Source organism: Candidatus Kosakonia sp. 282A-S69, assembly GCF_029433855.1.
In the GTDB taxonomy this organism is placed as follows: domain Bacteria; phylum Pseudomonadota; class Gammaproteobacteria; order Enterobacterales; family Enterobacteriaceae; genus Kosakonia; species Kosakonia cowanii_A.
Map to the genome: position 1 here is coordinate 1,128,933 of NZ_JAROAU010000001.1, position 25,419 is coordinate 1,154,351.

Here is a 25,419-nt window from a genome sequence, read left to right on the forward strand (position 1 = left end):
AGCAGGCAAGTGCAGCGAGCGCGTTGTTATCTGTTAGGTGAAACCGCCGTCGTGCTGGAGCTGGAGCCGCCGGTCCAGCTGGCGACGCAAAAGCGTATCTGGCGGCTGACGCAGCGGCTGGCGACGTTCCCGGAGGTGGTGGAAGCGATTCCGGGGATGAATAACGTAACCGTTGTGCTGCGCGATCCGACCACGCTGGCGCTGGATGCGATTGAGCATCTGCAACGCTGGTGGGAAGAGAGCGAGGCGCTGGAGCCGGAGTCGCGGGCCATTGAGATCCCGGTGGTTTACGGCGGTGAGGCCGGGCCGGATCTGGCGCATGTCGCCGACCACTGCGGCATGAGCGAAAAGCAGGTCGTCGAGCTGCACGCCTCCATCGAATACCGGGTGTGGTTTATCGGCTTTCAACCCGGTTTCCCCTATCTCGGCGGTATGCCGCAGGCGCTGGCAACGCCGCGCCGGGCGGAGCCGCGCGTCAGCGTGCCTGCCGGGTCGGTCGGCATTGGCGGCGCGCAAACGGGCATTTACCCGCTCGCCAGCCCCGGCGGCTGGAATCTGATCGGGCGTACCGATCTGACGCTGTTTAACTCGCGCTTAGCGGAGCCGTCGCTGCTGCGGCCTGGCGACACGCTGCGCTTTATCCCGCGTAAGGAGGGCTTATGTTAAGCGTGATTCGCGCCGGGATGTACACCTCGTTGCAGGGCGGCAAACGCATCGGCCTGCGTCAGTCCGGCGTCAGCTACTGCGGCGCGCTTGATGGCCCGGCGCTGGAGATTGCCAATGCGCTGGTCGGCAACCCACCGCAGGCCGCGGCGCTGGAGATCACGCTCGGCCAGTGTGAAGTTGAGTTCGCCCGCGATTGCTGGTTTGCTCTCACCGGCGCGGGCTGCGATGCGACGCTTGATGGCACGGACGTGTGGACCGGCTGGCGCTTTGCGGCGAAGGCCGGGCAGCGGCTGGTGCTGAATCGCCCGCGCTTTGGCGTGCGCAGCTATCTCGCGGTCGCAGGTGGTTTCGATCTGCCGGCGGTGATGGGATCGGGCAGTACCGATCTGCAAACCGCCATCGGTGGGCTGGAGGGGCGCCTGCTGCGCGATGGCGACACGCTGCCGCTGGGCACCGCCACACGGAACTTCTCCGCGCAGCAGGGGGTAAAGCAGCTGTTGTGGACGAACCGTATCCGTGCGCTGCCGGGGCCGGAGTATCATGAGTTTGACGCCGCCTCCCAGGAGGCGTTCTGGCGGCTACCGTGGCATATCAATCCGCAGAGCAACCGTATGGGTTACCGTCTGCAGGGTCAGCCGCTGGTGCGCACGACAGAGCGGGATCTGCTCTCTCACGGGCTACTGCCCGGCGTTATCCAGGTGCCCTCAAATGGTCAGCCGATTGTATTGATGAATGATTGCCAGACCACCGGCGGTTATCCGCGTATTGCCTGCATTATCGAAGCCGATCTCTACCGTCTGGCGCAAATTCGCCTCGGTCAGCCGGTGCACTTTGTGCAGTGCTCTCTCGACGAGGCGCTGCAGGCGCGGCGCGAACAGCGCCTGTTCCTCGATCAACTGGCGTGGCGGCTGCGCGATGCGGATTGATTTAAACGCCGACATCGGCGAGGGCTTTGCCCAAAACGATCGCGAACTGATGCAGGTGGTGAGCTCAGTGAATATTGCCTGCGGCTTTCACGCCGGCGATGCCGCCACCATGCTCACCTGCATTGAGCAGGCGCAGGCGAACAGCGTCGCTATCGGCGCGCACCCGTCGTTTCTCGATCGCGAGAACTTTGGCCGCAAGAGAATGTCCACCGCGCCGGACGTGGTCTATAGCGAAGTGCTTTACCAGTGTGGGGCGCTGGCGGCGCTGGCGAAATCGCGCAGTGCTCTTCTGTCGCACGTGAAACCCCACGGCATGCTCTATAACCAGGCGGCGCAGGATGCGGCGCTTGCCGATGCCATTGCCCGGGCAGTGCGCGATCTCGATTCAGGGTTAATACTGGTCGGGCTGGCGGGCAGCGAGCTGATCCGTGCGGGCGAGCGGATGGGATTAGCCACGCGCGAGGAGGTGTTCGCTGACCGCGGTTATCAGCGCAGTGGTCAGCTCGTGCCACGCGGCGAGCCGGGCGCACTGATTGAGGATGAGCAGCTTGCGCTGGCGCAGACGCTGGAGATGGTGCAGGGCGGGCGCGTTAAAAGCGTAGAGGGCGACTATGCGTCCGTTAACGCGCAAACGGTCTGCCTGCATGGCGATGGGGCGCACGCGCTGGCCTTTGCCCGCCGTTTACGGGCTGCTTTTGTTGCCGAAGGTATTACCGTTTCATCACGCTGATAAGGAGTTTTCATGCCGGAAGGACCGGAGATCCGCCGCGCGGCGGACACGCTGGAAGCCGCAATTAAGGGCAAACCGCTGACCGAGGTGTGGTTTGGCCAGCCGCACCTTGTGGATCGTGCCGCCGGGCTGGTAGGGCAGCAGATCGAGGCCATTGAGACACGAGGCAAAGCGCTGTTGACGCACTTTTCCGGCGGGCTAACGCTCTACAGCCACAACCAGCTCTACGGCGTCTGGCGCGTGGTGAAGGCGGGCGAGATGCCGGAGACCAACCGCGTGCTACGCGTGCGCCTGCAGGCGGCAGATAAGGCGATTTTGCTCTATAGCGCCTCAGAGATTGCGCTGCTGACGGCGGAGCAACTGGCGCAACACCCCTTTTTGCTGCGCGTAGGGCCGGATGTGCTGGATAGGCGTCTGACGGTGGAAGAGGTGAAAGCGCGTCTGCTGTCGCCGCGCTTCCGCCGTCGGCAGTTTGCCGGGCTCTTACTCGACCAGGCGTTTCTCGCCGGGCTGGGAAACTATCTGCGCGTCGAAATTCTCTGGCAGAGCGGGCTGACCGGGCAGCGCAAAGCGGAACAGCTTAGCGACACCGAACTCGATCTGCTGGCAGAGGCATTGCTGGCAATCCCGCGTCTTTCCTATCAGACCCGTGGGCGGGTCGATGAGAAAAAACATCACGGGGCGCTGTTTCGTTTTAAGGTGTTTCACCGGGCCGGGAAGACGTGCGAGCGCTGCGGCGGCATTATTGAGAAGACGACGCTCTCCTCAAGACCCTTTTATTGGTGTCCGGGGTGCCAGCAGTAGACGAGAAAGTGCCGGAGGGCGGATACGCCTTATCCGGCCTACGGAACCGGGCCAATGCAACCATCTTCGGCCTGATAAGCGCAGTGCCATCGGGCAATGTGTTCACGGGGATGCCAATACAATCGTAGGCCCGATAAGCGCAGTGCCATCGGGCAATGTGTTCAGGGGGATGCCAATACAATCGTAGGCCCGATAAGCGCAGTGCCATCAGGCAACGTGTTCAGGGGGATGCCAATACAATCGTAGGCCCGATAAGCAAAGCGCCATCGGGCAATATTACGGGGTGGGGCAGGTGCAGGCCCGGTAAGCGGAGTGCCTCCGGGCATTAGCGGGGATTAATCTTTTTTCAGATCTGACGAAAACTCGCGTTTATCGTAACCGGTATAGAGCTGACGCGGACGGGCAATCTTAATGCCGTCATCGTGCATCTCGTTCCAGTGCGCAATCCAGCCCACGGTACGCGCCATCGCGAAGATCACCGTAAACATAGACGACGGGATGCCCATCGCTTTCAGAATAATGCCAGAGTAGAAATCGACGTTCGGGTAGAGTTTGCGTTCGATGAAGTACGGATCGTTGAGCGCAATGTGCTCCAGCTCCATTGCCACTTCCAGCAGATCATCTTTGGTCCCCAGTTCACGCAGCACTTCGTGGCAGGTTTCACGCATCACGGTAGCGCGCGGATCATAGTTCTTATAGACACGGTGACCGAAGCCCATCAGACGGAACGAATCGTTCTTGTCTTTCGCGCGACGCAGGAATTCCGGAATGTGTTTAACGGTGCTGATCTCTTCCAGCATCTTCAGTGCGGCTTCGTTCGCACCGCCGTGCGCCGGTCCCCACAGGGAGGCGATACCCGCCGCGATACAGGCAAACGGGTTCGCGCCCGACGAGCCTGCGGTACGCACCGTAGAGGTGGAGGCATTCTGCTCATGGTCAGCGTGCAGGATCAGAATACGATCCATGGCGCGTTCCAGAACCGGGTTCACTTCGTACGGTTCGCACGGTGTGGAGAACATCATGTGCAGGAAGTTGCCCGCGTAGGAGAGGTCGTTGCGCGGATAAACAAACGGCTGACCGATGGAGTACTTGTAGCACATCGCGGCCACGGTCGGCATTTTGGAGAGCAGACGGAACGCGGCGATTTCACGGTGGCGCGGATTGTTCACATCCAGCGAGTCGTGGTAGAACGCCGCCAGTGCGCCTGTCACACCGCACAGCACCGCCATCGGGTGCGAGTCGCGACGGAAACCGTGGAACAGACGGGTAATCTGCTCATGGATCATCGTGTGGCGCGTAACCGTCAGTTTGAACTCGTCAAACTGTTCCTGCGTCGGTTTTTCGCCGTACAGCAGGATGTAGCACACTTCCAGATAATTGGACTCGGTCGCCAGTTGATCGATGGGGAAGCCACGGTGCAGCAGAATACCTTCATCGCCGTCGATAAAGGTGATTTTGGATTCGCATGATGCGGTTGAGGTAAAACCTGGGTCAAAAGTAAAAACTCCTTTTGAACCGAGACTACGGATATCAATAACATCCTGACCGAGTGTGCCTTTTAGCACATCCAGTTCAATAGCATCGTCACCATTGTAGGTGATGGTTGCTTTCTTATCAGCCATTTACGGTCTCCTTAGCGCCTTATTGCTTAAGACCGCCAGCCACCGGGTTTGCCTTCACTTGACCGTCAATGTTAACGAATTGTTATATAGCTCGCTGCTCTGCGAAGAGGAGATACCAGGGTACAGAGCGATAGGCGCGTGCAGATACACATTGAAAATACAGTGAAAAAACAGCAAATCAGCGTCTTAGCAGTCCGAATTTATCAAACCTGTATATCACTAATAACTGTCCTAATTAAATCGGTCAATACCATCACACTGTTGCATAACTTATTCTCAGGTGAAAGCAAGACCCCATAACTTTTAAGCATTATAAGTTCTTTCTGGCGTAGTTTGTAACAATAATGTTTAACTTTTGTCAAATCAGGTGATTAAATTTTAAAATAATGTTGTTATCGTGACCTTGGTCACTGTTCTGCATAAAACCCGACAAACTATATGTAGGTTAATTGTAATGATTTTGTGAACGACCTATACTGCCGCCAGGTCTCCGGAATACCCTGCCATCCCGAGCCACCCAGCGTTGTAACCTGTCGTTTAGCATATGGAAGCACATTTTTTGCATGACGAGCAGTTATAGAAAGGACGCTGTCTGACCCGCACGCAGACCGGAGGAAGGAAACTATAAGAATAGCATGTGGGCGTTATTCATGATAAAAAATGTGAAAAAACAAAGACCTGTCAATCTGGATTTAACAACTATCCAGTTTCCTGTTACGGCTATAGCTTCCATTCTCCACCGCGTTTCCGGCGTCATCACGTTTGTGGCGATCGGCATTCTGTTGTGGTTACTGGGCTTGTCGCTGTCATCTGAAGAGGGCTTCCAGGCCGCCTCTGCCATCATGAGCAGTTTCTTCGTCAAATTCATCTTCTGGGGCATTCTCACCGCGCTGGCGTATCACGCTGTCGGCGGCATTCGCCACATGTTTATGGATTTTGGCTGGCTGGAAGAGAACCTCGCCGCAGGAAAACGTTCCGCTAATATTTCTTTTGTGATCACTGTCGTGCTTTCAATTCTCGCAGGAGTCCTCGTATGGTAAGCAACGCCTCCGCATTAGGACGCAACGGCGTACATGATTTTATTCTCGTCCGTGCTACCGCTATTGTCCTGACGTTATACATCATTTACATGGTCGGCTTTTTCGCACTGCACAGCGAACTGACCTGGAGTGTCTGGACGGGCTTCTTCTCCTCCGCCTTCACGAAAGTCTTTACCCTGCTGGCGCTCTTTTCCATCCTGATCCACGCGTGGATTGGCATGTGGCAGGTATTGACCGACTACGTTAAGCACGTTGCAACGCGCCTGCTGCTGCAGCTGGTGATTGTTGTGGCGCTGGTCGCGTACGTCATTTATGGATTCGTTGTGGTGTGGGGTGTGTAATGAAACTGCCAGTCAGAGAATTTGATGCTGTTGTAATTGGCGCAGGTGGCGCAGGTATGCGCGCGGCGCTGCAAATTTCCCAGAGCGGGCAAACCTGCGCGCTGCTCTCTAAAGTCTTTCCAACCCGTTCCCACACTGTCTCTGCGCAGGGCGGTATCACCGTTGCGCTGGGCAATACCCATGAAGATAACTGGGAATGGCACATGTATGACACGGTAAAAGGCTCCGACTATATCGGTGACCAGGACGCCATTGAATATATGTGTAAAACCGGCCCGGAAGCGATTCTTGAGCTGGAACATATGGGCCTGCCTTTTTCCCGCCTGGAAGATGGCCGCATCTATCAACGTCCGTTTGGCGGCCAGTCGAAAGATTTCGGCGGCGAGCAGGCGGCACGTACTGCGGCAGCGGCTGACCGTACCGGTCACGCGCTATTGCACACCCTTTATCAGCAGAACCTGAAAAACCACACCACCATCTTTTCCGAATGGTATGCGCTCGATCTGGTGAAAAACCAGGATGGCGCGGTGGTCGGCTGTACGGCACTCTGTATCGAAACCGGCGAAGTGGTCTACTTCAAAGCGCGTGCAACCGTGCTGGCAACCGGCGGGGCGGGGCGTATTTACCAGTCCACCACGAACGCACACATCAACACCGGTGACGGTGTCGGGATGGCTCTGCGTGCCGGCGTACCGGTGCAGGATATGGAGATGTGGCAGTTCCACCCGACCGGTATCGCTGGCGCGGGCGTGCTGGTGACCGAAGGGTGCCGTGGTGAAGGCGGCTATCTGCTGAACAAACATGGCGAGCGCTTTATGGAGCGTTACGCGCCGAACGCGAAAGATCTGGCGGGCCGCGATGTGGTTGCGCGCTCGATCATGATCGAAATTCGTGAAGGCCGCGGTTGTGATGGTCCGTGGGGCCCGCACGCCAAGCTGAAACTCGATCATCTTGGTAAAGAGGTGCTGGAATCGCGCCTGCCGGGCATCCTTGAGCTGTCGCGCACCTTTGCCCACGTCGATCCGGTGAAAGAGCCGATTCCGGTTATCCCGACTTGTCACTACATGATGGGCGGTATTCCGACCAAAGTGACCGGCCAGGCGCTGACCGTTAACGCCCAGGGCGAAGATGTGGTGATCCCGGGTCTGTTCGCGGTAGGCGAAATCGCCTGCGTATCGGTACACGGTGCGAACCGTCTGGGCGGCAACTCGCTGCTTGACCTGGTGGTGTTTGGCCGCGCAGCCGGTCTGCATCTGCAGGAGTCTATCGCCGAGCAGGGCGCGCTGCGTGATGCCAGCGAGTCTGATGTTGAGGCGTCTCTTGAGCGCCTTAACCGCTGGAACAACAACCGCGATGGCGAAGATCCGGTCACCATTCGTAAAGCGCTGCAAGAGTGTATGCAGCACAACTTCTCGGTCTTCCGTGAAGGCGATGCGATGGCGAAGGGGCTTGAGCAGCTGAAAGTGATCCGCGAGCGTCTCAAAAATGCCCGTCTGGACGATACCTCCAGCGAATTCAACACTCAGCGCGTTGAGTGTCTGGAACTGGATAACCTGATGGAAACGGCCTATGCAACGGCGGTTTCTGCCAACTTCCGAACCGAAAGCCGTGGCGCCCATAGCCGCTTCGACTATCCGGATCGTGACGATGAGAACTGGTTGTGTCACTCCCTGTACCTGCCAGAGACGGAATCTATGACGCGTCGCAGCGTCAATATGGAACCGAAACTGCGTCCGGCGTTCCCGCCGAAGATTCGTACTTATTAATGCGGAGACAGGATTGATGAAACTCGAATTCTCGATTTATCGCTATAACCCCGACGTCGACGACGCGCCGCGCATGCAGGATTACACCCTGGAAGCGGAAGAGGGTCGCGACATGATGCTGCTTGATGCCTTAATGCAGCTGAAAGAGACCGACTCCACGCTGTCGTTCCGCCGCTCCTGCCGTGAAGGGGTGTGCGGTTCCGATGGTCTGAACATGAACGGCAAAAACGGGCTGGCCTGTATCACCCCGATTTCCGCGCTTGGCAATGGTAAGAAGAAGATTGTGATCCGCCCGCTGCCGGGTTTGCCGGTGATCCGCGATTTGGTGGTGGACATGGGGCAGTTCTATGCCCAATATGAAAAAATTAAGCCTTACCTGTTGAATAATGGGCAAAATCCGCCGGCGCGTGAGCACCTGCAGGCCCCGGAGCAGCGTGAGAAACTCGACGGTCTCTATGAGTGTATTCTCTGTGCCTGCTGCTCGACCTCTTGCCCGTCGTTCTGGTGGAACCCGGAGAAATTCATCGGCCCGGCAGGCCTGCTGGCGGCCTACCGCTTCCTGATCGACAGCCGCGATACGGAAACGGATAAACGCCTGGATGGCCTGAGCGATGCTTTCAGCGTATTCCGCTGCCACAGCATCATGAACTGCGTCAGTGTATGTCCGAAAGGGCTCAACCCGACGCGCGCCATTGGCCACATTAAGTCAATGTTGTTGCAACGCAGTGCATAAAAGCTAAAAGCCGGATGGCGCTTGCGCTTATCCGGCCTACAGTATTGATAAGCCCGGTAAGCGCAAGCGTCCGGGCGAGTAAAGCAGCAGAAACCTCTAAAAACCGCCACTGAAACATAATCGAGATGTTTGGCGCGAGACAATGCGGCAATTGAGCGCATTCCGGGGAGCATAGTGAACTATGTAACCCGGGTGAGCGAAGGCCACCAACGCCGTCGCAGCCCGAACAACGCAGATTAGGCTGTTTTTAAAGGTTCCTTCGCGGGTCATTAAGAACCCGCAGGTGAACCCTGGGACGTGCGCGAACGTGTACGTCGAAGTTATCCACGGCGAAGTAAGCATAACAATGCTTAAGGGATCACGATGCAGAACGGCGCAATGAAAGCCTGGCTGGACTCTTCTTACCTCTCTGGGTCTAACCAGAGCTGGATAGAACAGCTCTATGAAGACTTCTTAACCGATCCTGACTCGGTAGATGCTAACTGGCGATCTATGTTCCAGCAGTTACCAGGTACCGGAGTCAAACCGGATCAGTTCCACTCCAAAACGCGTGATTACTTCCGCCAGCTGGCGAAGGACGCTTCACGTTACTCCCCCTCGATTTCCGACCCCGATACCAACGTTAAGCAGGTTAAAGTCCTGCAGCTCATTAACGCCTACCGCTTCCGTGGTCACCAGCATGCGAATCTTGATCCGCTGGGATTATGGCAGCAGGAGAGGGTCGCCGATCTCGATCCCGCATTCCATGACCTGACCGAAGCGGATTTCCAGAACAGCTTCAATGTCGGGTCTTTTGCTATCGGCAAAGACACCATGCCGCTGGGCGAGCTGCTCCATGCGCTGAAAGAGACCTATTGCGGCTCCATCGGCGCTGAGTACATGCACATCACCAGCACCGAAGAGAAACGCTGGATCCAGCAGCGCATTGAGTCGGCCACCGGTAAATCCAGCTTCTCGGCAGATGAGAAAAAGCGCTTCTTAAGCGAACTGACCGCCGCCGAAGGGCTGGAGCGCTATCTGGGCGCGAAATTCCCCGGTGCAAAACGCTTCTCCCTTGAGGGCGGCGACGCGCTGGTACCCATGCTGAAAGAGATGATCCGCCACGCCGGTAAAAGCGGCACCCGCGAAGTGGTGCTGGGTATGGCGCACCGCGGTCGTCTGAACGTACTGGTTAACGTGCTGGGTAAAAAACCGCAGGATCTGTTCGACGAGTTTGCCGGTAAACATAAAGAGCATCTCGGCACCGGCGACGTGAAATACCACATGGGCTTCTCCTCCGACGTTGAAACCGAAGGCGGCCTGGTGCACCTGGCGCTGGCGTTCAACCCGTCGCACCTGGAGATCGTAAGCCCGGTAGTGATCGGTTCCGTTCGCGCGCGCCTCGATCGCCTCGACGAACCGAGCAGCAACAAAGTGTTGCCAATCACCATCCACGGTGATGCGGCGGTCGCAGGGCAGGGCGTGGTGCAGGAAACCCTCAACATGTCCAAAGCCCGCGGCTACGAAGTGGGCGGCACCGTGCGTATCGTTATCAACAACCAGGTGGGCTTCACCACCTCAAACCCGCTGGATGCGCGCTCGACGCCGTACTGTACCGATATCGGTAAAATGGTGCAGGCGCCGATTTTCCACGTTAATGCGGACGATCCGGAAGCGGTGGCCTTTGTAACCCGCCTGGCGCTTGATTTCCGTAATACCTTTAAGCGCGACGTCTTTATCGACCTGGTCTGCTACCGCCGTCACGGCCATAACGAAGCCGATGAGCCGAGCGCAACCCAGCCGCTGATGTACCAGAAGATCAAAAAGCACCCGACGCCGCGTCAGATTTACGCCAGCCGTCTGGAGCAGGAAACCACTATCGCCGCGGAAGACGCTACAGAGATGGCGAACCTTTACCGCGATGCGCTCGACGCCGGTGAGTGCGTGGTTGCGGAGTGGCGTCCAATGAATATGCACTCCTTTACCTGGTCGCCGTACCTCAACCACGAGTGGGATGAGAGCTACCCGAACAAGGTGGAGATGAAGCGCCTGCAAGAGCTGGCCAAGCGCATTAGCACCGTACCGGACGCGATTGAGATGCAGTCCCGCGTAGCGAAAATCTATGCTGACCGTCAGCTGATGGCGAACGGTGAGAAGCTGTTCGACTGGGGCGGCGCGGAAACGCTGGCCTACGCTACGCTGGTGGATGAGGGCATTCCGGTGCGTCTCTCCGGGGAAGACTCCGGCCGCGGCACCTTCTTCCATCGCCATGCGGTGGTGCATAACCAGTCCAACGGTTCGACTTACACCCCGCTGGCGCACGTGCATAACAGCCAGGGCGCGTTCCGCGTCTGGGACTCCGTACTGTCAGAAGAGGCGGTCCTGGCCTTTGAGTATGGCTACGCCACCGCTGAGCCGCGTACGCTCACCATCTGGGAAGCGCAGTTCGGCGACTTCGCCAACGGTGCGCAGGTGGTTATCGACCAGTTCATCAGCTCCGGCGAGCAGAAGTGGGGCCGTATGTGTGGCCTGGTGATGCTGCTGCCGCACGGCTATGAAGGGCAGGGGCCGGAGCACTCCTCCGCGCGTCTGGAACGCTATCTGCAACTCTGCGCCGAGCAGAATATGCAGGTTTGCGTACCGTCGACCCCGGCGCAGGTTTACCACATGCTGCGTCGTCAGGCGCTGCGCGGTATGCGTCGCCCGCTGATTGTGATGTCACCGAAATCGCTGCTGCGGCATCCGCAGGCGGTCTCAACGCTGGATGAGCTGGCGAACGGCACCTTTATGCCGGCGATTGGCGAAGTGGACGATCTCGATCCGCAGGGCGTGAAACGCGTTATCCTCTGTTCGGGTAAGGTTTACTACGATTTGCTGGAACAGCGTCGTAAGAACGACCAGAAAGATGTCGCGATTGTCCGTATCGAACAGCTCTACCCCTTCCCGCACCAGGCGGTACAGGAAGCGCTGAAGCCGTTCGCGCATGTGCATGATTTTGTCTGGTGCCAGGAAGAGCCGCTGAACCAGGGCGCATGGTACTGCAGCCAGCATCACTTCCGTGATGTGATTCCGTTTGGGGCAGGTCTGCGTTACGCAGGTCGCCCGGCCTCCGCCTCTCCGGCGGTGGGATATCTCTCCGTTCACCAGAAACAGCAACAAGATCTGGTAAATGACGCGCTGAACGTCAATTAATTAAAGGATAAATAATGAGTAGCGTAGATATTCTTGTTCCCGATCTGCCTGAGTCCGTTGCTGACGCGACCGTTGCAACCTGGCACAAAAAACCAGGCGATAGCGTTAAACGTGATGAAGTGCTGGTAGAAATCGAAACTGACAAAGTGGTACTGGAAGTGCCGGCGTCAGCGGACGGCATCCTGGATGCCGTGCTGGAAGAGGAAGGCACAACCGTTACCTCCCGCCAGATCCTGGGCCGTCTGAAAGAGGGCAACAGCGCAGGCAAAGAGAGCAGTGCCAAATCTGAAGCAAAAGAGTCTACACCGGCGCAGCGCCAGCAGGCCTCGCTGGAAGAGCAGAACAATGACGCCCTGAGCCCGGCGATCCGTCGCCTGCTGGCCGAGCACAACCTGGAAGCCAGCGACATCAAAGGTACCGGTGTTGGCGGTCGTCTGACCCGCGAAGATGTTGAGAAGCATCTGGCGAAAGGCCCGGCGCAGAGCGCTGCACCAGCGGCGGCTCCGGCTGCTGCCAGCACCCCGGCCCCTGCGCCGGCTGGCCGCACTGAAAAACGCGTGCCGATGACTCGCCTGCGCAAACGCGTCGCCGAGCGTCTGCTGGAAGCGAAAAACTCCACCGCCATGCTGACGACTTTCAACGAAGTCAACATGAAGCCGATCATGGATCTGCGTAAGCAGTACGGCGAGGCGTTTGAGAAGCGTCACGGTATCCGTCTGGGCTTTATGTCCTTCTACGTGAAGGCGGTGGTTGAAGCGCTGAAACGCTACCCGGAAGTGAACGCTTCTATTGATGGCGATGATGTGGTTTACCACAACTATTTCGATGTCAGTATGGCTGTTTCCACGCCGCGTGGCCTGGTGACTCCGGTACTGCGCGATGTCGATACCCTCGGCATGGCTGATATCGAGAAGAAAATTAAAGAGCTGGCGCTGAAAGGGCGCGACGGCAAACTGACCGTGGAAGATCTGACCGGCGGTAACTTCACCATTACCAACGGCGGCGTCTTCGGCTCGTTGATGTCCACCCCGATCATCAACCCGCCGCAGAGCGCGATCCTCGGCATGCACGCCATTAAAGATCGCCCGATGGCGGTTGATGGCAAGGTTGAGATCCTGCCGATGATGTACCTGGCGCTCTCTTACGATCACCGTCTGATCGACGGCCGTGAGTCTGTGGGCTATCTGGTCGCCATCAAAGAGCTGCTGGAAGATCCGACCCGTCTGCTGCTGGACGTGTAGTCGGCCAGGGCCCGGCGGATGCCGGGCCTGAAATCATCACCTGACTGTGGGCGGCTCCGGCATCCGGGGCACTCCGACCCGCAGACACCCTGATAATGATTACCTGAAGGATGGATAGAACAGATGAACTTACATGAGTATCAGGCGAAACAGCTTTTTGCCCGGTCAGGTCTGCCGACTCCGGTTGGATACGCCTGTACTACCCCGCGTGAAGCCGAAGAAGCGGCATCGAAAATCGGCGCAGGCCCGTGGGTTGTAAAATGCCAGGTTCACGCCGGCGGCCGCGGTAAAGCGGGCGGTGTAAAAGTGGTGAACAGCAAAGAAGAGATCCGCGCCTTCGCGGAGCACTGGCTGGGTAAACGCCTGGTAACCTACCAGACAGACGCTAATGGCCAGCCGGTTAACCAGATCCTGGTTGAAGCGGCGACCGATATCGACAAAGAGCTCTACCTGGGCGCGGTCGTTGACCGTAGCTCACGTCGCGTGGTGTTCATGGCCTCCACCGAAGGCGGTGTTGAAATTGAGAAGGTCGCGGAAGAGACCCCGCACCTGATCCACAAAACCACCCTCGATCCACTGACCGGCCCAATGCCGTATCAGGGGCGCGACCTGGCGTTCAAACTGGGTCTGGAAGGTAAGCAGGTTCAGCAGTTCACCAAAATCTTCATGGGTCTGGCTACCATTTTCCTGGAGCGCGACCTGGCGCTGATTGAAATCAACCCGCTGGTGATCACTAAGCAGGGCGACCTGATCTGCCTCGACGGCAAACTTGGCGCGGACGGTAACGCACTCTTCCGCCAGCCGGATCTGCGCGAAATGCGCGATCAGTCTCAGGAAGATCCGCGTGAAGCACAGGCTGCACAGTGGGAGCTGAACTACGTTGCTCTCGACGGCAACATCGGCTGTATGGTTAACGGCGCGGGTCTGGCGATGGGCACCATGGACATCGTTAAACTGCACGGCGGCGAACCGGCTAACTTCCTCGACGTTGGCGGCGGCGCAACCAAAGAGCGTGTGACCGAAGCCTTCAAAATCATCCTCTCCGATGAGAATGTGAAAGCCGTACTGGTTAACATCTTCGGCGGTATCGTGCGCTGCGACCTCATCGCAGACGGCATCATCGGTGCAGTGGAAGAGGTGGGCGTGAACGTGCCGGTCGTCGTACGCCTGGAAGGTAACAACGCTGAACTGGGCGCCAAGCGTCTGGCTGACAGCGGCCTGAATATTATTGCAGCGAAAAGTCTGACGGATGCAGCACAGCAGGTTGTTGCCGCAGTGGAGGGGAAATAATGTCTGTTTTGATCGATAAGAACACCAAAGTTATCTGCCAGGGCTTCACCGGAAGCCAGGGTACATTCCACTCCGAACAGGCGATTGCCTACGGTACGCAGATGGTTGGTGGCGTGACGCCAGGCAAAGGCGGCACCACGCACCTCGGCCTGCCGGTCTTCAATACCGTTCGCGAAGCGGTAGAAGCGACCGGCGCGACCGCAACGGTTATCTACGTTCCGGCCCCGTTCTGCAAAGACTCCATCCTGGAAGCGATCGACGCAGGCATTAAACTGATTATCACCATCACCGAAGGTATCCCGACGCTGGATATGCTGACGGTAAAAGTGAAGCTGGATGAAGCGGGTGTGCGCATGATCGGGCCTAACTGCCCGGGCGTGATCACCCCAGGCGAGTGCAAAATCGGCATTATGCCGGGCCACATCCATCAGCCGGGTAAAGTCGGCATCGTTTCGCGCTCCGGTACCCTGACCTATGAAGCGGTTAAACAGACCACGGATTACGGTTTCGGTCAGTCCACCTGTGTGGGCATCGGCGGCGATCCGATCCCGGGCTCTAACTTCATCGATATCCTGAAGCTGTTCGAGGAAGATCCGCAGACCGAAGCGATCGTCATGATCGGTGAGATCGGCGGTAGCGCGGAAGAAGAAGCCGCAGCCTATATCAAAGATCACGTCACCAAACCGGTTGTGGGCTATATTGCCGGCGTTACCGCGCCGAAAGGCAAGCGTATGGGCCACGCAGGCGCCATCATCGCAGGTGGTAAAGGTACGGCGGATGAGAAGTTCGCGGCACTGGAAGCGGCTGGCGTGAAAACCGTGCGCAGCCTGGCCGATATCGGCGATGCACTGAAAACCGTAATTAAATAAAAAACCATCGCTCCCCCACGCAGGGGAGCAGCGTAATTCGACATGGTTGGCCGCTCCAGGAGCGGCCTTTTTTATTGCCTGATGCGATGGGAAACCGTTAACCTGCGCGAGCAGGGGAGGGCGCTTAAGACATTGCCTATCCCCCTAAGAGGAAGTAATAAAAGGTATGAATAATATCGTCAGGCGGCGAGCCTTATATTAAATTATTTTAATGATAACGAAGCGGTGTTAATTATATTAATTTGATAAGTGAAATATTTGTAAAATCAACCCGGAAATAGTTGAGCCGTTTCACTTTGGACTCACACACTTTTCCAGCTTTTAACTTACCGTGTAAAGTAACCTGCCTTTTTTCGCTTTATCCGCCAATTGGTAACCATAAATTGCGTTACATTAAACATATTATTAACACTGTTTTTACTCGCTGGACACCTTAAATACAAAATTAACACCGTCAATAGTGAATGATTTAAATCAATATTTAAAAGCTTGGAAAAGACGTCAAAAATCGTTAAATTGTCGCCGATCAAATTGACCGCGAAGTGGTAATTTAAGGATTAATTGATCGCCGTCGTAAAACGTAAAACATAACCAATAAATGGTTTTTATTGTGAGGGTTTTGCGGAGTAATATATTCGCGAGATCAATTCGAATTTTTTATTAACCTGGTTGTAACTTTTTTTATTCATTGTCCCGACAAATGGGAGAGTGAATAAAACAGTGCAGCAAATTTGTATTGGGGCATGCGTGTGAACCTTCGCTAACGGGGGTTTACTCTCGGAGTCTTCATGCGATGAGCAAGGAGTCATGATGTTAGATATAGTCGAACTGTCACGCTTACAGTTTGCCTTGACCGCGATGTACCACTTTCTGTTTGTGCCGCTGACGCTGGGTATGGCGTTCCTGCTGGCGATTATGGAAACGGTCTACGTCCTCTCCGGCAAACAGATCTACAAAGATATGACCAAGTTCTGGGGCAAGTTGTTTGGCATCAACTTCGCGCTGGGCGTGGCGACCGGTCTGACCATGGAGTTCCAGTTCGGGACTAACTGGTCTTACTATTCTCACTACGTTGGGGATATTTTCGGTGCGCCGCTGGCCATTGAAGGTCTGATGGCCTTCTTCCTCGAATCCACCTTCGTGGGTCTGTTCTTCTTCGGTTGGGATCGTCTGGGCAAAGTTCAGCACATGGCGGTAACCTGGCTCGTTGCGCTGGGCTCCAACTTGTCCGCACTCTGGATCCTCGTCGCCAACGGCTGGATGCAGAACCCTATCGCCTCTGATTTCAACTTCGAAACCATGCGTATGGAGATGGTGAGCTTCTCTGAACTGGTCCTTAACCCGGTTGCGCAGGTGAAATTTGTGCACACTGTCGCCTCCGGCTACACCTGCGGTGCCATCTTCATTCTCGGTATCAGCTCCTACTACCTGCTGCGCGGTCGCGATGTTGCCTTTGCAAAACGCTCCTTTGCTATCGCAGCCAGCTTCGGTATGGCAGCCATCCTCTCCGTTATCGTGCTGGGTGATGAATCCGGTTACGAAATGGGTGACGTGCAGAAGACCAAACTGGCGGCAATCGAAGCGGAGTGGGAAACCCAACCGGCTCCGGCAGCCTTTACCCTGTTTGGTATTCCGGATCAGGATAAACAAGAGAACAAATTCGCTATCCAGATCCCATTTGCGCTCGGCATTATTGCTACCCGCTCTGTCGACACGCCGGTTATTGGCCTGAAAGATCTGATGGTGCAGCACGAAGAGCGTATCCGTAACGGGATGAAGGCGTACCAGCTGCTTGAACAGCTGCGCTCCGGCTCTGCGGACCCGGCGGTACGTGAACAGTTCAACAACGTGAAGAAAGATCTCGGTTACGGCCTGCTGCTGAAACGCTATACCCCGAACGTCACTGACGCGACGGAAGCGCAGATCCAGAAAGCGACTCAGGACTCTATTCCACGCGTTGCGCCGCTCTACTTCGCCTTCCGTCTGATGGTGGCCAGTGGCGTGCTGATGCTGCTGATTATCGGCATCTCCTTCTGGACGGTGATCCGTAACCGCATCGGCGAGAAGAAATGGCTGCTGCGCGCCGCGCTGTACGGTATTCCGCTGCCGTGGATTGCTATTGAAGCAGGCTGGTTTGTGGCGGAGTACGGTCGTCAACCGTGGGCAATTGGTGAAGTGCTGCCAACGGCCGTTGCCAACTCCTCATTGACCGTCGGCGATCTGCTGTTCTCAATGATTCTGATTTGCGGCCTTTATACGCTGTTTATGGTGGCCGAAGTGTTCCTGATGTTCAAATTTGCTCGCCTTGGGCCGAGCAGCCTGAAAACAGGTCGCTATCACTACGAGCAGTCCACCGTGACTACTCAGCCGGCACGCTAAGACAGGAGTCGTGAAATGATCGATTATGAAGTATTACGTTTTATCTGGTGGCTGCTGGTGGGCATTCTGCTGATCGGTTTCGCCGTCACCGATGGCTTCGACATGGGCGTCGGTATGCTGACCCGCGTGTTAGGGCGCAGTGACACCGAGCGTCGCGTGATGATCAACTCCATCGCGCCGCACTGGGACGGTAACCAGGTATGGCTTATCACTGCTGGTGGCGCGCTGTTCGCTGCCTGGCCGATGGTCTACGCGGCGGCCTTCTCTGGCTTCTATGTAGCGATGATCCTCGTGCTGGCCTCACTCTTCTTCCGTCCGGTCGGGTTTGATTACCGCTCGAAGATTGAAGATGTACGCTGGCGCGGCATGTGGGACTGGGGCATCTTCATCGGTAGCTTCGTGCCGCCGCTGGTGATTGGCGTGGCGTTTGGCAACCTGTTGCAGGGCGTTCCCTTCCACCTGGATGGCGACATGCGCCTCTTCTATACCGGTAACTTCTTCCAGCTGCTGAATCCGTTTGGCCTGCTGACCGGTGTAGTGAGCGTGGCGATGATCCTGACCCAGGGCGCGACCTATCTGCAAATGCGCACTGTCGGCGAACTGCACCTGCGCGCTCGCGCCACGGTACAGATTGCTGCTCTGGTTACCCTGGTCTGCTTCGCGCTGGCCGGTGTCTGGGTGGTGTACGGTATTGATGGCTATGTGATCACCTCTGCGATGGATCACCATGCGGCCTCCAACCCGCTCACTAAAGAAGTGGCGGTACAGGCGGGTGCGTGGCTGACCAACTTTAACAATACTCCGGTATTGTGGGCGATCCCGGCTCTGGGCGTGGCGCTGCCGCTGCTGACTATGCTGACCGCGCGTCTGGATAAATCAGCCTTCGCCTTCGTCTTCTCATCCCTGACGCTGGCGTGCATCATTCTGACCGCAGGTATCGCGATGTTCCCGTTCGTTATGCCGTCCAGCACCATGCTGAACGCCAGCCTGACGATGTGGGATGCGACCTCGACGCAGCGTACGCTCAATCTGATGACCTGGGTTGCTGCGGTATTCGTACCGATCATTCTGATCTACACCACCTGGTGTTACTGGAAAATGTTCGGTCGTATTACCAAAGAGCAGATTGAAAGCAACACCCACTCTATGTACTAAGTAAGGAGCTGAATATGTGGTATTTCGCCTGGATTTTAGGAACGCTTCTTGCCTGTGCTTTTGGTGTCATCACCGCGCTGGCGCTGGAACATGTTGAAGCGACCAAAGCGGGTCAAGAAGAACATTGATGGATAAGGTTATCGCAAAACTCTATGCGGTAATGGACAAGGGCCCGTTGCGGGCCCTTTCCTTAATAATGGCGCTGCTGCTGGCAGGGTGCATTTTCTGGGACCCGTCGCGCTTTGCGGCGAAAACCAGCGAGCTTGAGATCTGGCATGGTCTGCTGTTGATGTGGGCCGTTTGCGCCGGAGTGATCCACGGCGTCGGTTTTCGACCTCGCGCGCTGCACTGGCAGGGGCTGTTTTGCCCGCTGATTGCCGATGTGGTGCTGCTTGCCGGTCTGCTTTTCTTCTTCTTTTGAATAAGAAATATCCGCTATCCTGATGGGCTTGCAAAAGCCCATAAATTTTTACTCTCCGTTTACTGCAACCCATTCCAAACCACCTTTCCCGCGCGTATAGTAGCGAAGTTTAAAAGTTCTAACCTTTTTTGCGTTACCGGGATGTAAAGTGAATACAACGCTGTTTCGATGGCCGGTTCGTGTCTATTACGAAGATACTGATGCCGGTGGTGTGGTTTACCACGCCAGCTACGTTGCTTTTTATGAAAGAGCCCGCACCGAGATGCTGCGCCACCATCACTTTAGCCAACAGGCTCTGCTGGCAGAGCAGGTCGCGTTCGTGGTGCGCAAAATGACGCTGGAGTATTTTGCACCCGCCCGACTCGACGACATGCTCGACGTCCAAACGGAAATAACATCAATGCGTGGAACGTCTATGGTGTTCTCGCAGCGGATTGTCAATGCAGAGAACAAAGTGCTGAACGAAGCTGAAGTGCTGATTGTCTGTGTTGATCCACTCTTAATGAAGCCTCGTGCGCTTCCCAAGTCTATTGTCGCGGAGTTTAAGCAGTGACTGACATGAACATCCTTGATTTGTTCCTGAAGGCGAGCCTTCTGGTCAAACTTATCATGTTGATTTTGATTGGTTTTTCAATCGCATCCTGGGCAATCATTATCCAGAGAACCCGCATCCTCAACGCCGCAGGGCGTGAAGCGGAAGCGTTCGAAGATAAGTTCTGGTCCGGCATTGAACTCTCTCGTCTCTATCAGGAAAGCCAGGGCCGTCGCGATAATCTGAGCGGCTCTGAACAGATTTTCTATAGCGGATTTAAAGAGTTTGCCCGTCTGCATCGCGCCAACAGCCACGCGCCGGAAGCGATTGTTGAAGGCGCCTCAAGGGCGATGCGTATCTCAATGAATCGCGAGCTGGAAAGCCTCGAAAACCACATTCCTTTCCTCGGTACCGTCGGTTCCATCAGCCCCTATATCGGCCTGTTTGGCACCGTCTGGGGGATCATGCACGCCTTTATCGCGCTGGGCGCGGTGAAACAGGCGACGCTGCAAATGGTTGCACCAGGTATCGCCGAAGCGCTGATCGCGACGGCTATCGGCCTGTTCGCAGCGATTCCGGCGGTAATGGCCTACAACCGTCTGAACCAGCGCGTCAATAAACTGGAACAGAATTACGACAACTTTATGGAAGAGTTCACGGCTATTCTGCATCGCCAGGCATTTGCCAGCAGCGACAGCAATAAGGAGTAAGCCATGGCCAGATCCCGTGGGCGGAGCAAGCGTGCCCTGAAGTCCGAAATCAATATTGTGCCGCTGCTCGACGTGCTGCTGGTGCTGCTGCTGATCTTTATGGCAACGGCACCCATCATCACCCAGAGCGTTGAGGTCGATCTGCCGGATGCGACGGATTCTCAGACTGTCAGCACCAATGACGATCCTCCGGTCATTATTGAAGTTTCCGGTGTCGGGCAATACAGCGTGGTGGTAGAGAAAGATCGTATGGATCAGCTGCCGCCGGAGCAGGTTATTGCGGAGGCGCAGCGTCGCCTGCAAACCAATCCGAAAACCGTGTTCTTAATCGGCGGGGCGAAGGACGTGCCGTACGACGAAATCATTAAAGCGCTGAACCTGTTACATAGCGCGGGTGTGAAATCGGTTGGCTTGATGACGCAGCCTATCTGATCACCGGCTTAACAGGCGGACAGTTTTTGGGAACCGAGAGTGTCAAAGGCAACCGTACAAAACGACAAGCTTAAGCGAGCGATACTCATTTCAGCCGTGCTGCACGTAATTCTGGTGGCGCTGCTGATCTGGAGTTCGTTCGATGAGCATATTGAAGCGTCGGCAGGCGGCGGTGGCGGCTCGTCGATCGACGCCGTGATGGTCGATCCCGGCGCGGTAGTGGAGAACTACAACCGCCAACAGCACCAGCAGTCGAGCGCCAGGCGCGCGGAAGAGCAGCGTGAAAAACAGGCGCAGCAGCAGGCGGAGGAGATGCGTGAAAAGCAGGCCGCCGAGCAGGAGCGTCTGAAGCAGATAGAGAAAGAGCGTCTTCAGGCCCAGGAGGCGGCGCGCGAGCAGGCCGAACAGCAGAAGCAGGCGGAAGAGGCGGCTAAGCAGGCGCAACAGCAGCAGAAACAGGCTGAAGAAGCGGCGGCGAAAGCGGCGGCTGACGCGAAAGCTAAAGCGGATGCGCAGGCGAAAGCGGCGGAAGAGGCGGCGAAGAAAGCCGCAGCGGACGCGCAGAAGAAAGCGCAGGCGGATGCAGCAAAAGCCGCCGCCGATGCACAGAAAAAAGCCGAAGCTGAGGCTGCGAAAGCCGCCGCTGATGCACAGAAGAAAGCGGAAGCAGAAGCGGCGAAAGCGGCAGCCGATGCGAAGAAGAAAGCGCAGGCGGAAGCGGCTAAACAGGCTGCTGCCGAAAAAGCCGCAGCCGAGAAGGCCGCCGCGGCTGAAAAAGCTGCTGCTGAGAAGGCGGCTGCCGCCGAAAAAGCCGCAGCCGAGAAGAAAGCCGCTGCCGCTGAAAAAGCCGCAGCAGAGAAGAAAGCCGCAGCGGAAAAAGCCGCCGCTGAGAAGAAAGCGGCTGCCGAGAAGGCCGCTGCCGATAAGAAAGCGGCTGCCAAAAAAGCCGCAGCAGAGAAGGCCGCCGCCGCTGAAGGCGTCGACGATCTGTTTGGCGATCTCAGCTCCGGTAAGAATGCACCGAAAACGGGCGGCGGAGCGAAAGGCAACAATGCAGCGCCGGCGGGTTCGGGTAACACTAAGAACAACGGTGCATCTGGTGCTGATATCAGTAACTATGCAGGGCAGATTAAAACGGCAATTGAGAGCCGCTTCTATGATGCCTCCTCCTACAGCGGGAAGACCTGTACGTTACGTATCAAACTGGCACCGGATGGGACGCTGTTAGATATCCAGTCTGAAGGCGGCGATCCGGCGCTCTGTCAGGCCGCGCTGGCCGCGGCGCGACAGGCGAAAATGCCGAAGCCACCAAGCCAGGCTGTGTATGAAGTGTTCAAAAATGCGCCGCTGGACTTCAAACCTTGAGGTACACTTTCCTCGCGAGTCCGTGAGGAAAGTATGCGAAGGCGGTTCCAACGCGGGTAGTTTTGTCTTATTGGTTTGTTAAAATTCTGCTAAATTATCGCGGGTTTTTTGCCCGGATAAGGGAGATATGATGAAGCAGGCATTACGTGTTGCATTTGGTTTTTTGATGCTGTGGGCAGCGGTGCTGCATGCAGAAGTACGTATCGAGATCACCCAGGGGGTGGACTCGGCACGCCCGATTGGCGTTGTGCCGTTCCAGTGGGCAGGCCCTGGTGCTGCGCCTGAGGACGCCGGCGGTATCGTTGCGGCGGATCTGCGCAACAGCGGTAAATTCAACCCGCTGGATCGCTCCCGTTTACCGCAGCAGCCGGGTACCGCGCAGGAAGTGCAGCCTGCTGCATGGTCCGCGCTCGGTATTGATGCGGTCATCGTAGGTCAGGTGACACCGAATCCTGATGGCAGCTACAACGTCGCTTACCAGCTGGTCGACACCGGCGGTGCGCCGGGTACCGTGCTGGCGCAAAACTCCTTCAAAGTGAATAAGCAGTGGCTGCGTTATGCCGCCCATGCCGCCAGTGACGAAGTCTTCGAAAAACTGACCGGTATTAAAGGCGCGTTCCGTACCCGCATCGCTTACGTTGTGCAGACCGCGAACTCACAGTTCCCGTACGAACTACGCGTTTCTGATTACGACGGTTACAACCAGTTCCTCGTCCACAAATCGCCGCAGCCGCTGATGTCCCCGGCCTGGTCGCCGGACGGTTCAAAAGTCGCATACGTGACGTTTGAGAGCGGTCGTTCTGCGCTGGTTATTCAGACTCTGGCGAACGCCAGCATTCGCCAGGTGGCTTCGTTCCCGCGCCACAACGGCGCACCGGCCTTCTCGCCGGACGGTACCAAGCTGGCCTTTGCCCTGTCAAAAACCGGCAGCCTGAACATCTATGTAATGGATATCGGCTCCGGCCAGATTCGTCAGGTGACCGACGGTCGCAGCAACAACACCGAACCTACCTGGTTCCCGGACAGCCAGAACCTGGCCTTTACCTCTGACCAGGCTGGTCGTCCGCAGGTTTACAAAATCAATATCAACGGCGGCGCAGCGCAGCGTATCTCCTGGCAGGGTTCTCAGAACCAGGATGCGGATGTCAGCAGCGACGGTAAATTTATGGTGATGGTTAGCTCTGACGGTGGTCAGCAGCACATTGCTAAACAAGATCTGGAAGCGGGTGGCGTGCAGGTTTTATCGTCAACGTTCCTGGATGAAACGCCAAGTCTGGCACCTAACGGCACTATGGTCATCTACAGCTCTTCTCAGGGGATGGGCTCCGTGCTGAACCTGGTTTCTACAGATGGGCGTTTCAAAGCGCGTATTCCGGCGACTGATGGACAGGTTAAATTCCCTGCCTGGTCTCCGTATCTGTAATAATAAATAAATATTTATAAAGGAATCAAAGAAATGCAACTGAACAAAGTGCTGAAAGGCCTGATGCTTGCTCTGCCTGTTATGGCAATCGCTGCATGTTCTTCTCACAAGAACAACACCAGCGACCAGAGCGGCGAAGGCATGATGGGTGCCGGCACTGGCATGAACGGTAGCGGTAACATGTCCTCTGAAGAGCAGGCGCGTCTGCAGATGCAGCAGCTGCAGCAGAACAACATCGTTTACTTCGATCTGGACAAGTATGACATCCGTTCTGACTTTGCAGCGATGCTGGATGCGCACGCAAACTTCCTGCGTAGCAACCCGTCCTACAAAGTGACCGTAGAAGGTCATGCTGACGAACGTGGTACCCCGGAGTACAACATCTCCCTGGGCGAACGTCGTGCTAACGCCGTTAAAATGTACCTGCAGGGTAAAGGCGTTTCTGCTGACCAGATCTCCATCGTTTCTTACGGTAAAGAAAAACCTGCAGTACTGGGTCACGACGAAGCGGCTTACGCTAAAAACCGTCGCGCCGTACTGGTTTACTAAGAGAATTGCATGAGCAGTAACTTCAGACATCACCTGTTGAGTCTGTCGTTACTGGTTGGCATAGCGGCCCCTTGGGCCGCTAATGCTCAGGCGCCAATCAGTAGTGTCGGCTCAGGCTCGGTCGAAGACCGTGTCACTCAACTCGAGCGTATTTCCAATGCTCACAGCCAGCTTTTAACCCAACTTCAGCAGCAGCTCTCTGATAATCAGGCCGATATTGACTCCCTGCGTGGACAGATTCAGGAAAACCAGTATCAGCTCAATCAGGTCGTTGAACGCCAGCAGCAAATTCTGCAGCAGATCGGCAATCTGAGCAGCGGCGCAGCTGCAGGGCAGACGCAGCAGGCCTCCGGCGATCAGAGCGGTGCGGCAGCACAGGCTCCGGCAGCGGATGCGGGTGCGAATAACGGTGCGGCGGCTTCAGGCGCACCGGTACAAAGCGGCGATGCCAATACCGATTACAACGCGGCTATCGCCCTGGTGCAGGATAAATCCCGCCAGGATGATGCGCTTGTCGCGTTTCAGAACTTCGTCAAAAAGTACCCGGATTCAACCTATCTCCCGAACGCCAACTACTGGCTCGGTCAGTTGAATTACAACAAAGGTAAGAAAGACGATGCGGCTTACTACTTCGCCTCGGTGGTCAAGAATTTCCCGAAGTCGCCGAAAGCGCCAGATGCGATGTTTAAAGTCGGCGTGATTATGCAAGACAAGGGCGACACCGCGAAAGCTAAAGCGGTTTACCAGCAGGTGGTCAGCAAATACCCTGGTACCGACGGTGCGAAACAGGCGCAAAAACGTCTTGCTTCGATGTAATGCATAACGCATGACCAGAAAACGCGGTTTTTCTGGTCTTGTCGCATGAATCATAAGCAGTTAAGCAGTGCGCGTGGAAATTGTTGTTGCGCTGAGTTCTTAAATCAGTAATATATGCCGCCGTTGCCACGGGATATCTCTTAACCCAGAAGCAGCGTAAAAGTGGGTCGTTAGCTCAGTTGGTAGAGCAGTTGACTTTTAATCAATTGGTCGCAGGTTCGAATCCTGCACGACCCACCACTATTAAGTCTGGTAAAGAGTTTTGACGTGAAGGATAACGTTGCGTCAGCAACGGCACGTACGGCGAGGCGAAAGCCGAGTCATCCTGCACAACACCACTTAGTAGTATCCAGCGCAGTATTGGGTGATTAGCTCAGCTGGGAGAGCACCTCCCTTACAAGGAGGGGGTCGGCGGTTCGATCCCGTCATCACCCACCA

Annotated in this window: 25 protein-coding genes and 2 tRNA genes; 25 read left to right on the forward strand and 2 right to left on the reverse strand. The window is 56.3% G+C overall.

Annotation, left to right across the window (positions count from 1 at the left end; translation table 11 throughout):
- Positions 1 to 9: 9 nt before the first annotated feature.
- The 4 genes from pxpB to nei are packed head-to-tail and all read left to right on the forward strand — an operon-like array spanning position 10 to position 3,126.
- Complete coding sequence (gene pxpB, locus PU683_RS05000) at positions 10 to 666, forward strand: 5-oxoprolinase subunit PxpB (RefSeq protein WP_277170442.1); 657 nt, start codon at positions 10 to 12, stop codon at positions 664 to 666.
- Positions 660 to 1,592 carry a 5-oxoprolinase subunit PxpC gene (gene pxpC / locus PU683_RS05005; RefSeq protein WP_277170443.1) on the forward strand — a complete coding sequence of 311 codons (933 nt, stop codon included), beginning with the start codon at positions 660 to 662 and terminating at the stop codon, positions 1,590 to 1,592. Before pxpB ends, pxpC begins: the two co-directional genes overlap by 7 nt.
- The gene (gene pxpA, locus PU683_RS05010; protein WP_277170444.1) at positions 1,582 to 2,322 is read left to right on the forward strand and encodes a 5-oxoprolinase subunit PxpA; all 741 of its coding nucleotides are present in this window, start codon (positions 1,582 to 1,584) and stop codon (positions 2,320 to 2,322) included. Before pxpC ends, pxpA begins: the two co-directional genes overlap by 11 nt.
- Before the next feature lie 12 nt (positions 2,323 to 2,334).
- On the forward strand, positions 2,335 to 3,126 hold the full coding sequence (gene nei / locus PU683_RS05015) for an endonuclease VIII (RefSeq protein ID WP_277170445.1): 792 nt from the start codon (positions 2,335 to 2,337) through the stop codon (positions 3,124 to 3,126).
- 335 nt (positions 3,127 to 3,461) lie between these two features.
- Here nei and PU683_RS05020 read toward each other — a convergent pair whose 3' ends face one another.
- Together PU683_RS05020 and PU683_RS22400 are read right to left on the reverse strand one after the other, a co-directional pair.
- Positions 3,462 to 4,748, reverse strand: a complete 1,287-nt coding sequence (locus PU683_RS05020) for a citrate synthase (protein WP_277170446.1) — start codon at positions 4,746 to 4,748, stop codon at positions 3,462 to 3,464.
- A 203-nt stretch (positions 4,749 to 4,951) separates the two neighbouring features.
- Entirely contained in the window at positions 4,952 to 5,059 is a 108-nt protein-coding gene (locus PU683_RS22400; RefSeq protein WP_420028337.1) for a hypothetical protein, read from the reverse strand.
- A gap of 324 nt (positions 5,060 to 5,383) precedes the next feature.
- On the opposite strand from PU683_RS22400, the gene sdhC reads away from it, so the two are divergent.
- The 21 genes from sdhC to PU683_RS05125 all read left to right on the forward strand — a co-directional run bounded on the left by sdhC (position 5,384) and on the right by PU683_RS05125 (position 25,419).
- Complete coding sequence (gene sdhC / locus PU683_RS05025; RefSeq protein ID WP_042712793.1) at positions 5,384 to 5,788, forward strand: succinate dehydrogenase cytochrome b556 subunit; 405 nt, start codon at positions 5,384 to 5,386, stop codon at positions 5,786 to 5,788.
- Positions 5,782 to 6,129, forward strand: coding sequence for a succinate dehydrogenase membrane anchor subunit (gene sdhD, locus PU683_RS05030; RefSeq protein ID WP_277170447.1), 348 nt, complete (start codon positions 5,782 to 5,784; stop codon positions 6,127 to 6,129). Before sdhC ends, sdhD begins: the two co-directional genes overlap by 7 nt.
- Entirely contained in the window at positions 6,129 to 7,895 is a 1,767-nt protein-coding gene (sdhA, locus tag PU683_RS05035; RefSeq protein ID WP_277170448.1) for a succinate dehydrogenase flavoprotein subunit, read from the forward strand. Before sdhD ends, sdhA begins: the two co-directional genes overlap by 1 nt.
- A 16-nt stretch (positions 7,896 to 7,911) precedes the next feature.
- Positions 7,912 to 8,628 (forward strand): succinate dehydrogenase iron-sulfur subunit SdhB, encoded by a 717-nt coding sequence (gene sdhB / locus PU683_RS05040; RefSeq protein ID WP_277170497.1) that lies wholly within the window; start codon positions 7,912 to 7,914, stop codon positions 8,626 to 8,628.
- Positions 8,629 to 8,991: 363 nt separating this feature from the next.
- Positions 8,992 to 11,799, forward strand: a complete 2,808-nt coding sequence (gene sucA, locus PU683_RS05045; protein WP_277170449.1) for a 2-oxoglutarate dehydrogenase E1 component — start codon at positions 8,992 to 8,994, stop codon at positions 11,797 to 11,799.
- A gap of 14 nt (positions 11,800 to 11,813) precedes the next feature.
- Positions 11,814 to 13,040, forward strand: a complete 1,227-nt coding sequence (odhB, locus tag PU683_RS05050; RefSeq protein ID WP_277170450.1) for a 2-oxoglutarate dehydrogenase complex dihydrolipoyllysine-residue succinyltransferase — start codon at positions 11,814 to 11,816, stop codon at positions 13,038 to 13,040.
- Between the two features lie 123 nt (positions 13,041 to 13,163).
- Positions 13,164 to 14,330: an ADP-forming succinate--CoA ligase subunit beta gene (gene sucC, locus PU683_RS05055; RefSeq protein WP_277170451.1), complete on the forward strand. Its 1,167-nt coding sequence runs from the start codon at positions 13,164 to 13,166 to the stop codon at positions 14,328 to 14,330.
- The gene (gene sucD, locus PU683_RS05060; protein WP_277170452.1) at positions 14,330 to 15,199 is read left to right on the forward strand and encodes a succinate--CoA ligase subunit alpha; all 870 of its coding nucleotides are present in this window, start codon (positions 14,330 to 14,332) and stop codon (positions 15,197 to 15,199) included. Before sucC ends, sucD begins: the two co-directional genes overlap by 1 nt.
- A gap of 810 nt (positions 15,200 to 16,009) precedes the next feature.
- Positions 16,010 to 17,578, forward strand: a complete 1,569-nt coding sequence (gene cydA, locus PU683_RS05065; RefSeq protein WP_023478219.1) for a cytochrome ubiquinol oxidase subunit I — start codon at positions 16,010 to 16,012, stop codon at positions 17,576 to 17,578.
- 15 nt (positions 17,579 to 17,593) lie between these two features.
- On the forward strand, positions 17,594 to 18,733 hold the full coding sequence (cydB, locus tag PU683_RS05070) for a cytochrome d ubiquinol oxidase subunit II (protein WP_277170453.1): 1,140 nt from the start codon (positions 17,594 to 17,596) through the stop codon (positions 18,731 to 18,733).
- 14 nt (positions 18,734 to 18,747) lie between these two features.
- Positions 18,748 to 18,861: a cytochrome bd-I oxidase subunit CydX gene (gene cydX, locus PU683_RS05075; RefSeq protein WP_071789428.1), complete on the forward strand. Its 114-nt coding sequence runs from the start codon at positions 18,748 to 18,750 to the stop codon at positions 18,859 to 18,861.
- Positions 18,861 to 19,154: a cyd operon protein YbgE gene (gene ybgE / locus PU683_RS05080; RefSeq protein ID WP_023478215.1), complete on the forward strand. Its 294-nt coding sequence runs from the start codon at positions 18,861 to 18,863 to the stop codon at positions 19,152 to 19,154. Before cydX ends, ybgE begins: the two co-directional genes overlap by 1 nt.
- A gap of 148 nt (positions 19,155 to 19,302) precedes the next feature.
- Positions 19,303 to 19,707, forward strand: a complete 405-nt coding sequence (ybgC, locus tag PU683_RS05085; RefSeq protein ID WP_277170454.1) for a tol-pal system-associated acyl-CoA thioesterase — start codon at positions 19,303 to 19,305, stop codon at positions 19,705 to 19,707.
- The gene (gene tolQ, locus PU683_RS05090) at positions 19,704 to 20,396 is read left to right on the forward strand and encodes a Tol-Pal system protein TolQ (protein ID WP_023478229.1); all 693 of its coding nucleotides are present in this window, start codon (positions 19,704 to 19,706) and stop codon (positions 20,394 to 20,396) included. The genes ybgC and tolQ overlap by 4 nt, the downstream gene beginning before the upstream one ends.
- A 3-nt stretch (positions 20,397 to 20,399) precedes the next feature.
- The gene (gene tolR / locus PU683_RS05095) at positions 20,400 to 20,828 is read left to right on the forward strand and encodes a colicin uptake protein TolR (RefSeq protein WP_042713646.1); all 429 of its coding nucleotides are present in this window, start codon (positions 20,400 to 20,402) and stop codon (positions 20,826 to 20,828) included.
- 39 nt (positions 20,829 to 20,867) lie between these two features.
- Positions 20,868 to 22,193, forward strand: coding sequence for a cell envelope integrity protein TolA (gene tolA, locus PU683_RS05100; RefSeq protein WP_277170455.1), 1,326 nt, complete (start codon positions 20,868 to 20,870; stop codon positions 22,191 to 22,193).
- A 130-nt stretch (positions 22,194 to 22,323) separates the two neighbouring features.
- Entirely contained in the window at positions 22,324 to 23,616 is a 1,293-nt protein-coding gene (tolB, locus tag PU683_RS05105; RefSeq protein WP_277170498.1) for a Tol-Pal system beta propeller repeat protein TolB, read from the forward strand.
- 33 nt (positions 23,617 to 23,649) lie between these two features.
- Positions 23,650 to 24,165 (forward strand): peptidoglycan-associated lipoprotein Pal, encoded by a 516-nt coding sequence (gene pal / locus PU683_RS05110; RefSeq protein WP_007373922.1) that lies wholly within the window; start codon positions 23,650 to 23,652, stop codon positions 24,163 to 24,165.
- A 9-nt stretch (positions 24,166 to 24,174) separates the two neighbouring features.
- The gene (gene cpoB, locus PU683_RS05115) at positions 24,175 to 24,981 is read left to right on the forward strand and encodes a cell division protein CpoB (RefSeq protein WP_277170456.1); all 807 of its coding nucleotides are present in this window, start codon (positions 24,175 to 24,177) and stop codon (positions 24,979 to 24,981) included.
- A 164-nt stretch (positions 24,982 to 25,145) separates the two neighbouring features.
- Positions 25,146 to 25,221: transfer RNA gene (locus tag PU683_RS05120), tRNA-Lys, on the forward strand.
- Positions 25,222 to 25,343: 122 nt separating this feature from the next.
- A tRNA-Val gene (locus tag PU683_RS05125) sits at positions 25,344 to 25,419 on the forward strand.

Excerpts from the sequence above, each read along its gene's own strand:
- sdhC (WP_042712793.1), top strand. The coding sequence starts at position 5,384 with ATGTGGGCGTTATTCATGATAAAAAATGTGAAAAAACAAAGACCTGTC.
- sucA (WP_277170449.1), top strand. The coding sequence starts at position 8,992 with ATGCAGAACGGCGCAATGAAAGCCTGGCTGGACTCTTCTTACCTCTCT.
- tolR (WP_042713646.1), top strand. The coding sequence starts at position 20,400 with ATGGCCAGATCCCGTGGGCGGAGCAAGCGTGCCCTGAAGTCCGAAATC.
- ybgE (WP_023478215.1), top strand. The coding sequence starts at position 18,861 with ATGGATAAGGTTATCGCAAAACTCTATGCGGTAATGGACAAGGGCCCG.
- pxpA (WP_277170444.1), top strand. The coding sequence starts at position 1,582 with ATGCGGATTGATTTAAACGCCGACATCGGCGAGGGCTTTGCCCAAAAC.
- cydX (WP_071789428.1), top strand. The coding sequence starts at position 18,748 with ATGTGGTATTTCGCCTGGATTTTAGGAACGCTTCTTGCCTGTGCTTTT.
- sdhD (WP_277170447.1), top strand. The coding sequence starts at position 5,782 with ATGGTAAGCAACGCCTCCGCATTAGGACGCAACGGCGTACATGATTTT.
- pxpC (WP_277170443.1), top strand. The coding sequence starts at position 660 with ATGTTAAGCGTGATTCGCGCCGGGATGTACACCTCGTTGCAGGGCGGC.
- sdhA (WP_277170448.1), top strand. The coding sequence starts at position 6,129 with ATGAAACTGCCAGTCAGAGAATTTGATGCTGTTGTAATTGGCGCAGGT.
- tolB (WP_277170498.1), top strand. The coding sequence starts at position 22,324 with ATGAAGCAGGCATTACGTGTTGCATTTGGTTTTTTGATGCTGTGGGCA.
- nei (WP_277170445.1), top strand. The coding sequence starts at position 2,335 with ATGCCGGAAGGACCGGAGATCCGCCGCGCGGCGGACACGCTGGAAGCC.
- cydB (WP_277170453.1), top strand. The coding sequence starts at position 17,594 with ATGATCGATTATGAAGTATTACGTTTTATCTGGTGGCTGCTGGTGGGC.
- cydA (WP_023478219.1), top strand. The coding sequence starts at position 16,010 with ATGTTAGATATAGTCGAACTGTCACGCTTACAGTTTGCCTTGACCGCG.
- PU683_RS22400 (WP_420028337.1), bottom strand. The coding sequence starts at position 5,059 with ATGCTTAAAAGTTATGGGGTCTTGCTTTCACCTGAGAATAAGTTATGC.
- PU683_RS05020 (WP_277170446.1), bottom strand. The coding sequence starts at position 4,748 with ATGGCTGATAAGAAAGCAACCATCACCTACAATGGTGACGATGCTATT.
- pal (WP_007373922.1), top strand. The coding sequence starts at position 23,650 with ATGCAACTGAACAAAGTGCTGAAAGGCCTGATGCTTGCTCTGCCTGTT.
- sdhB (WP_277170497.1), top strand. The coding sequence starts at position 7,912 with ATGAAACTCGAATTCTCGATTTATCGCTATAACCCCGACGTCGACGAC.
- sucC (WP_277170451.1), top strand. The coding sequence starts at position 13,164 with ATGAACTTACATGAGTATCAGGCGAAACAGCTTTTTGCCCGGTCAGGT.
- sucD (WP_277170452.1), top strand. The coding sequence starts at position 14,330 with ATGTCTGTTTTGATCGATAAGAACACCAAAGTTATCTGCCAGGGCTTC.
- cpoB (WP_277170456.1), top strand. The coding sequence starts at position 24,175 with ATGAGCAGTAACTTCAGACATCACCTGTTGAGTCTGTCGTTACTGGTT.
- odhB (WP_277170450.1), top strand. The coding sequence starts at position 11,814 with ATGAGTAGCGTAGATATTCTTGTTCCCGATCTGCCTGAGTCCGTTGCT.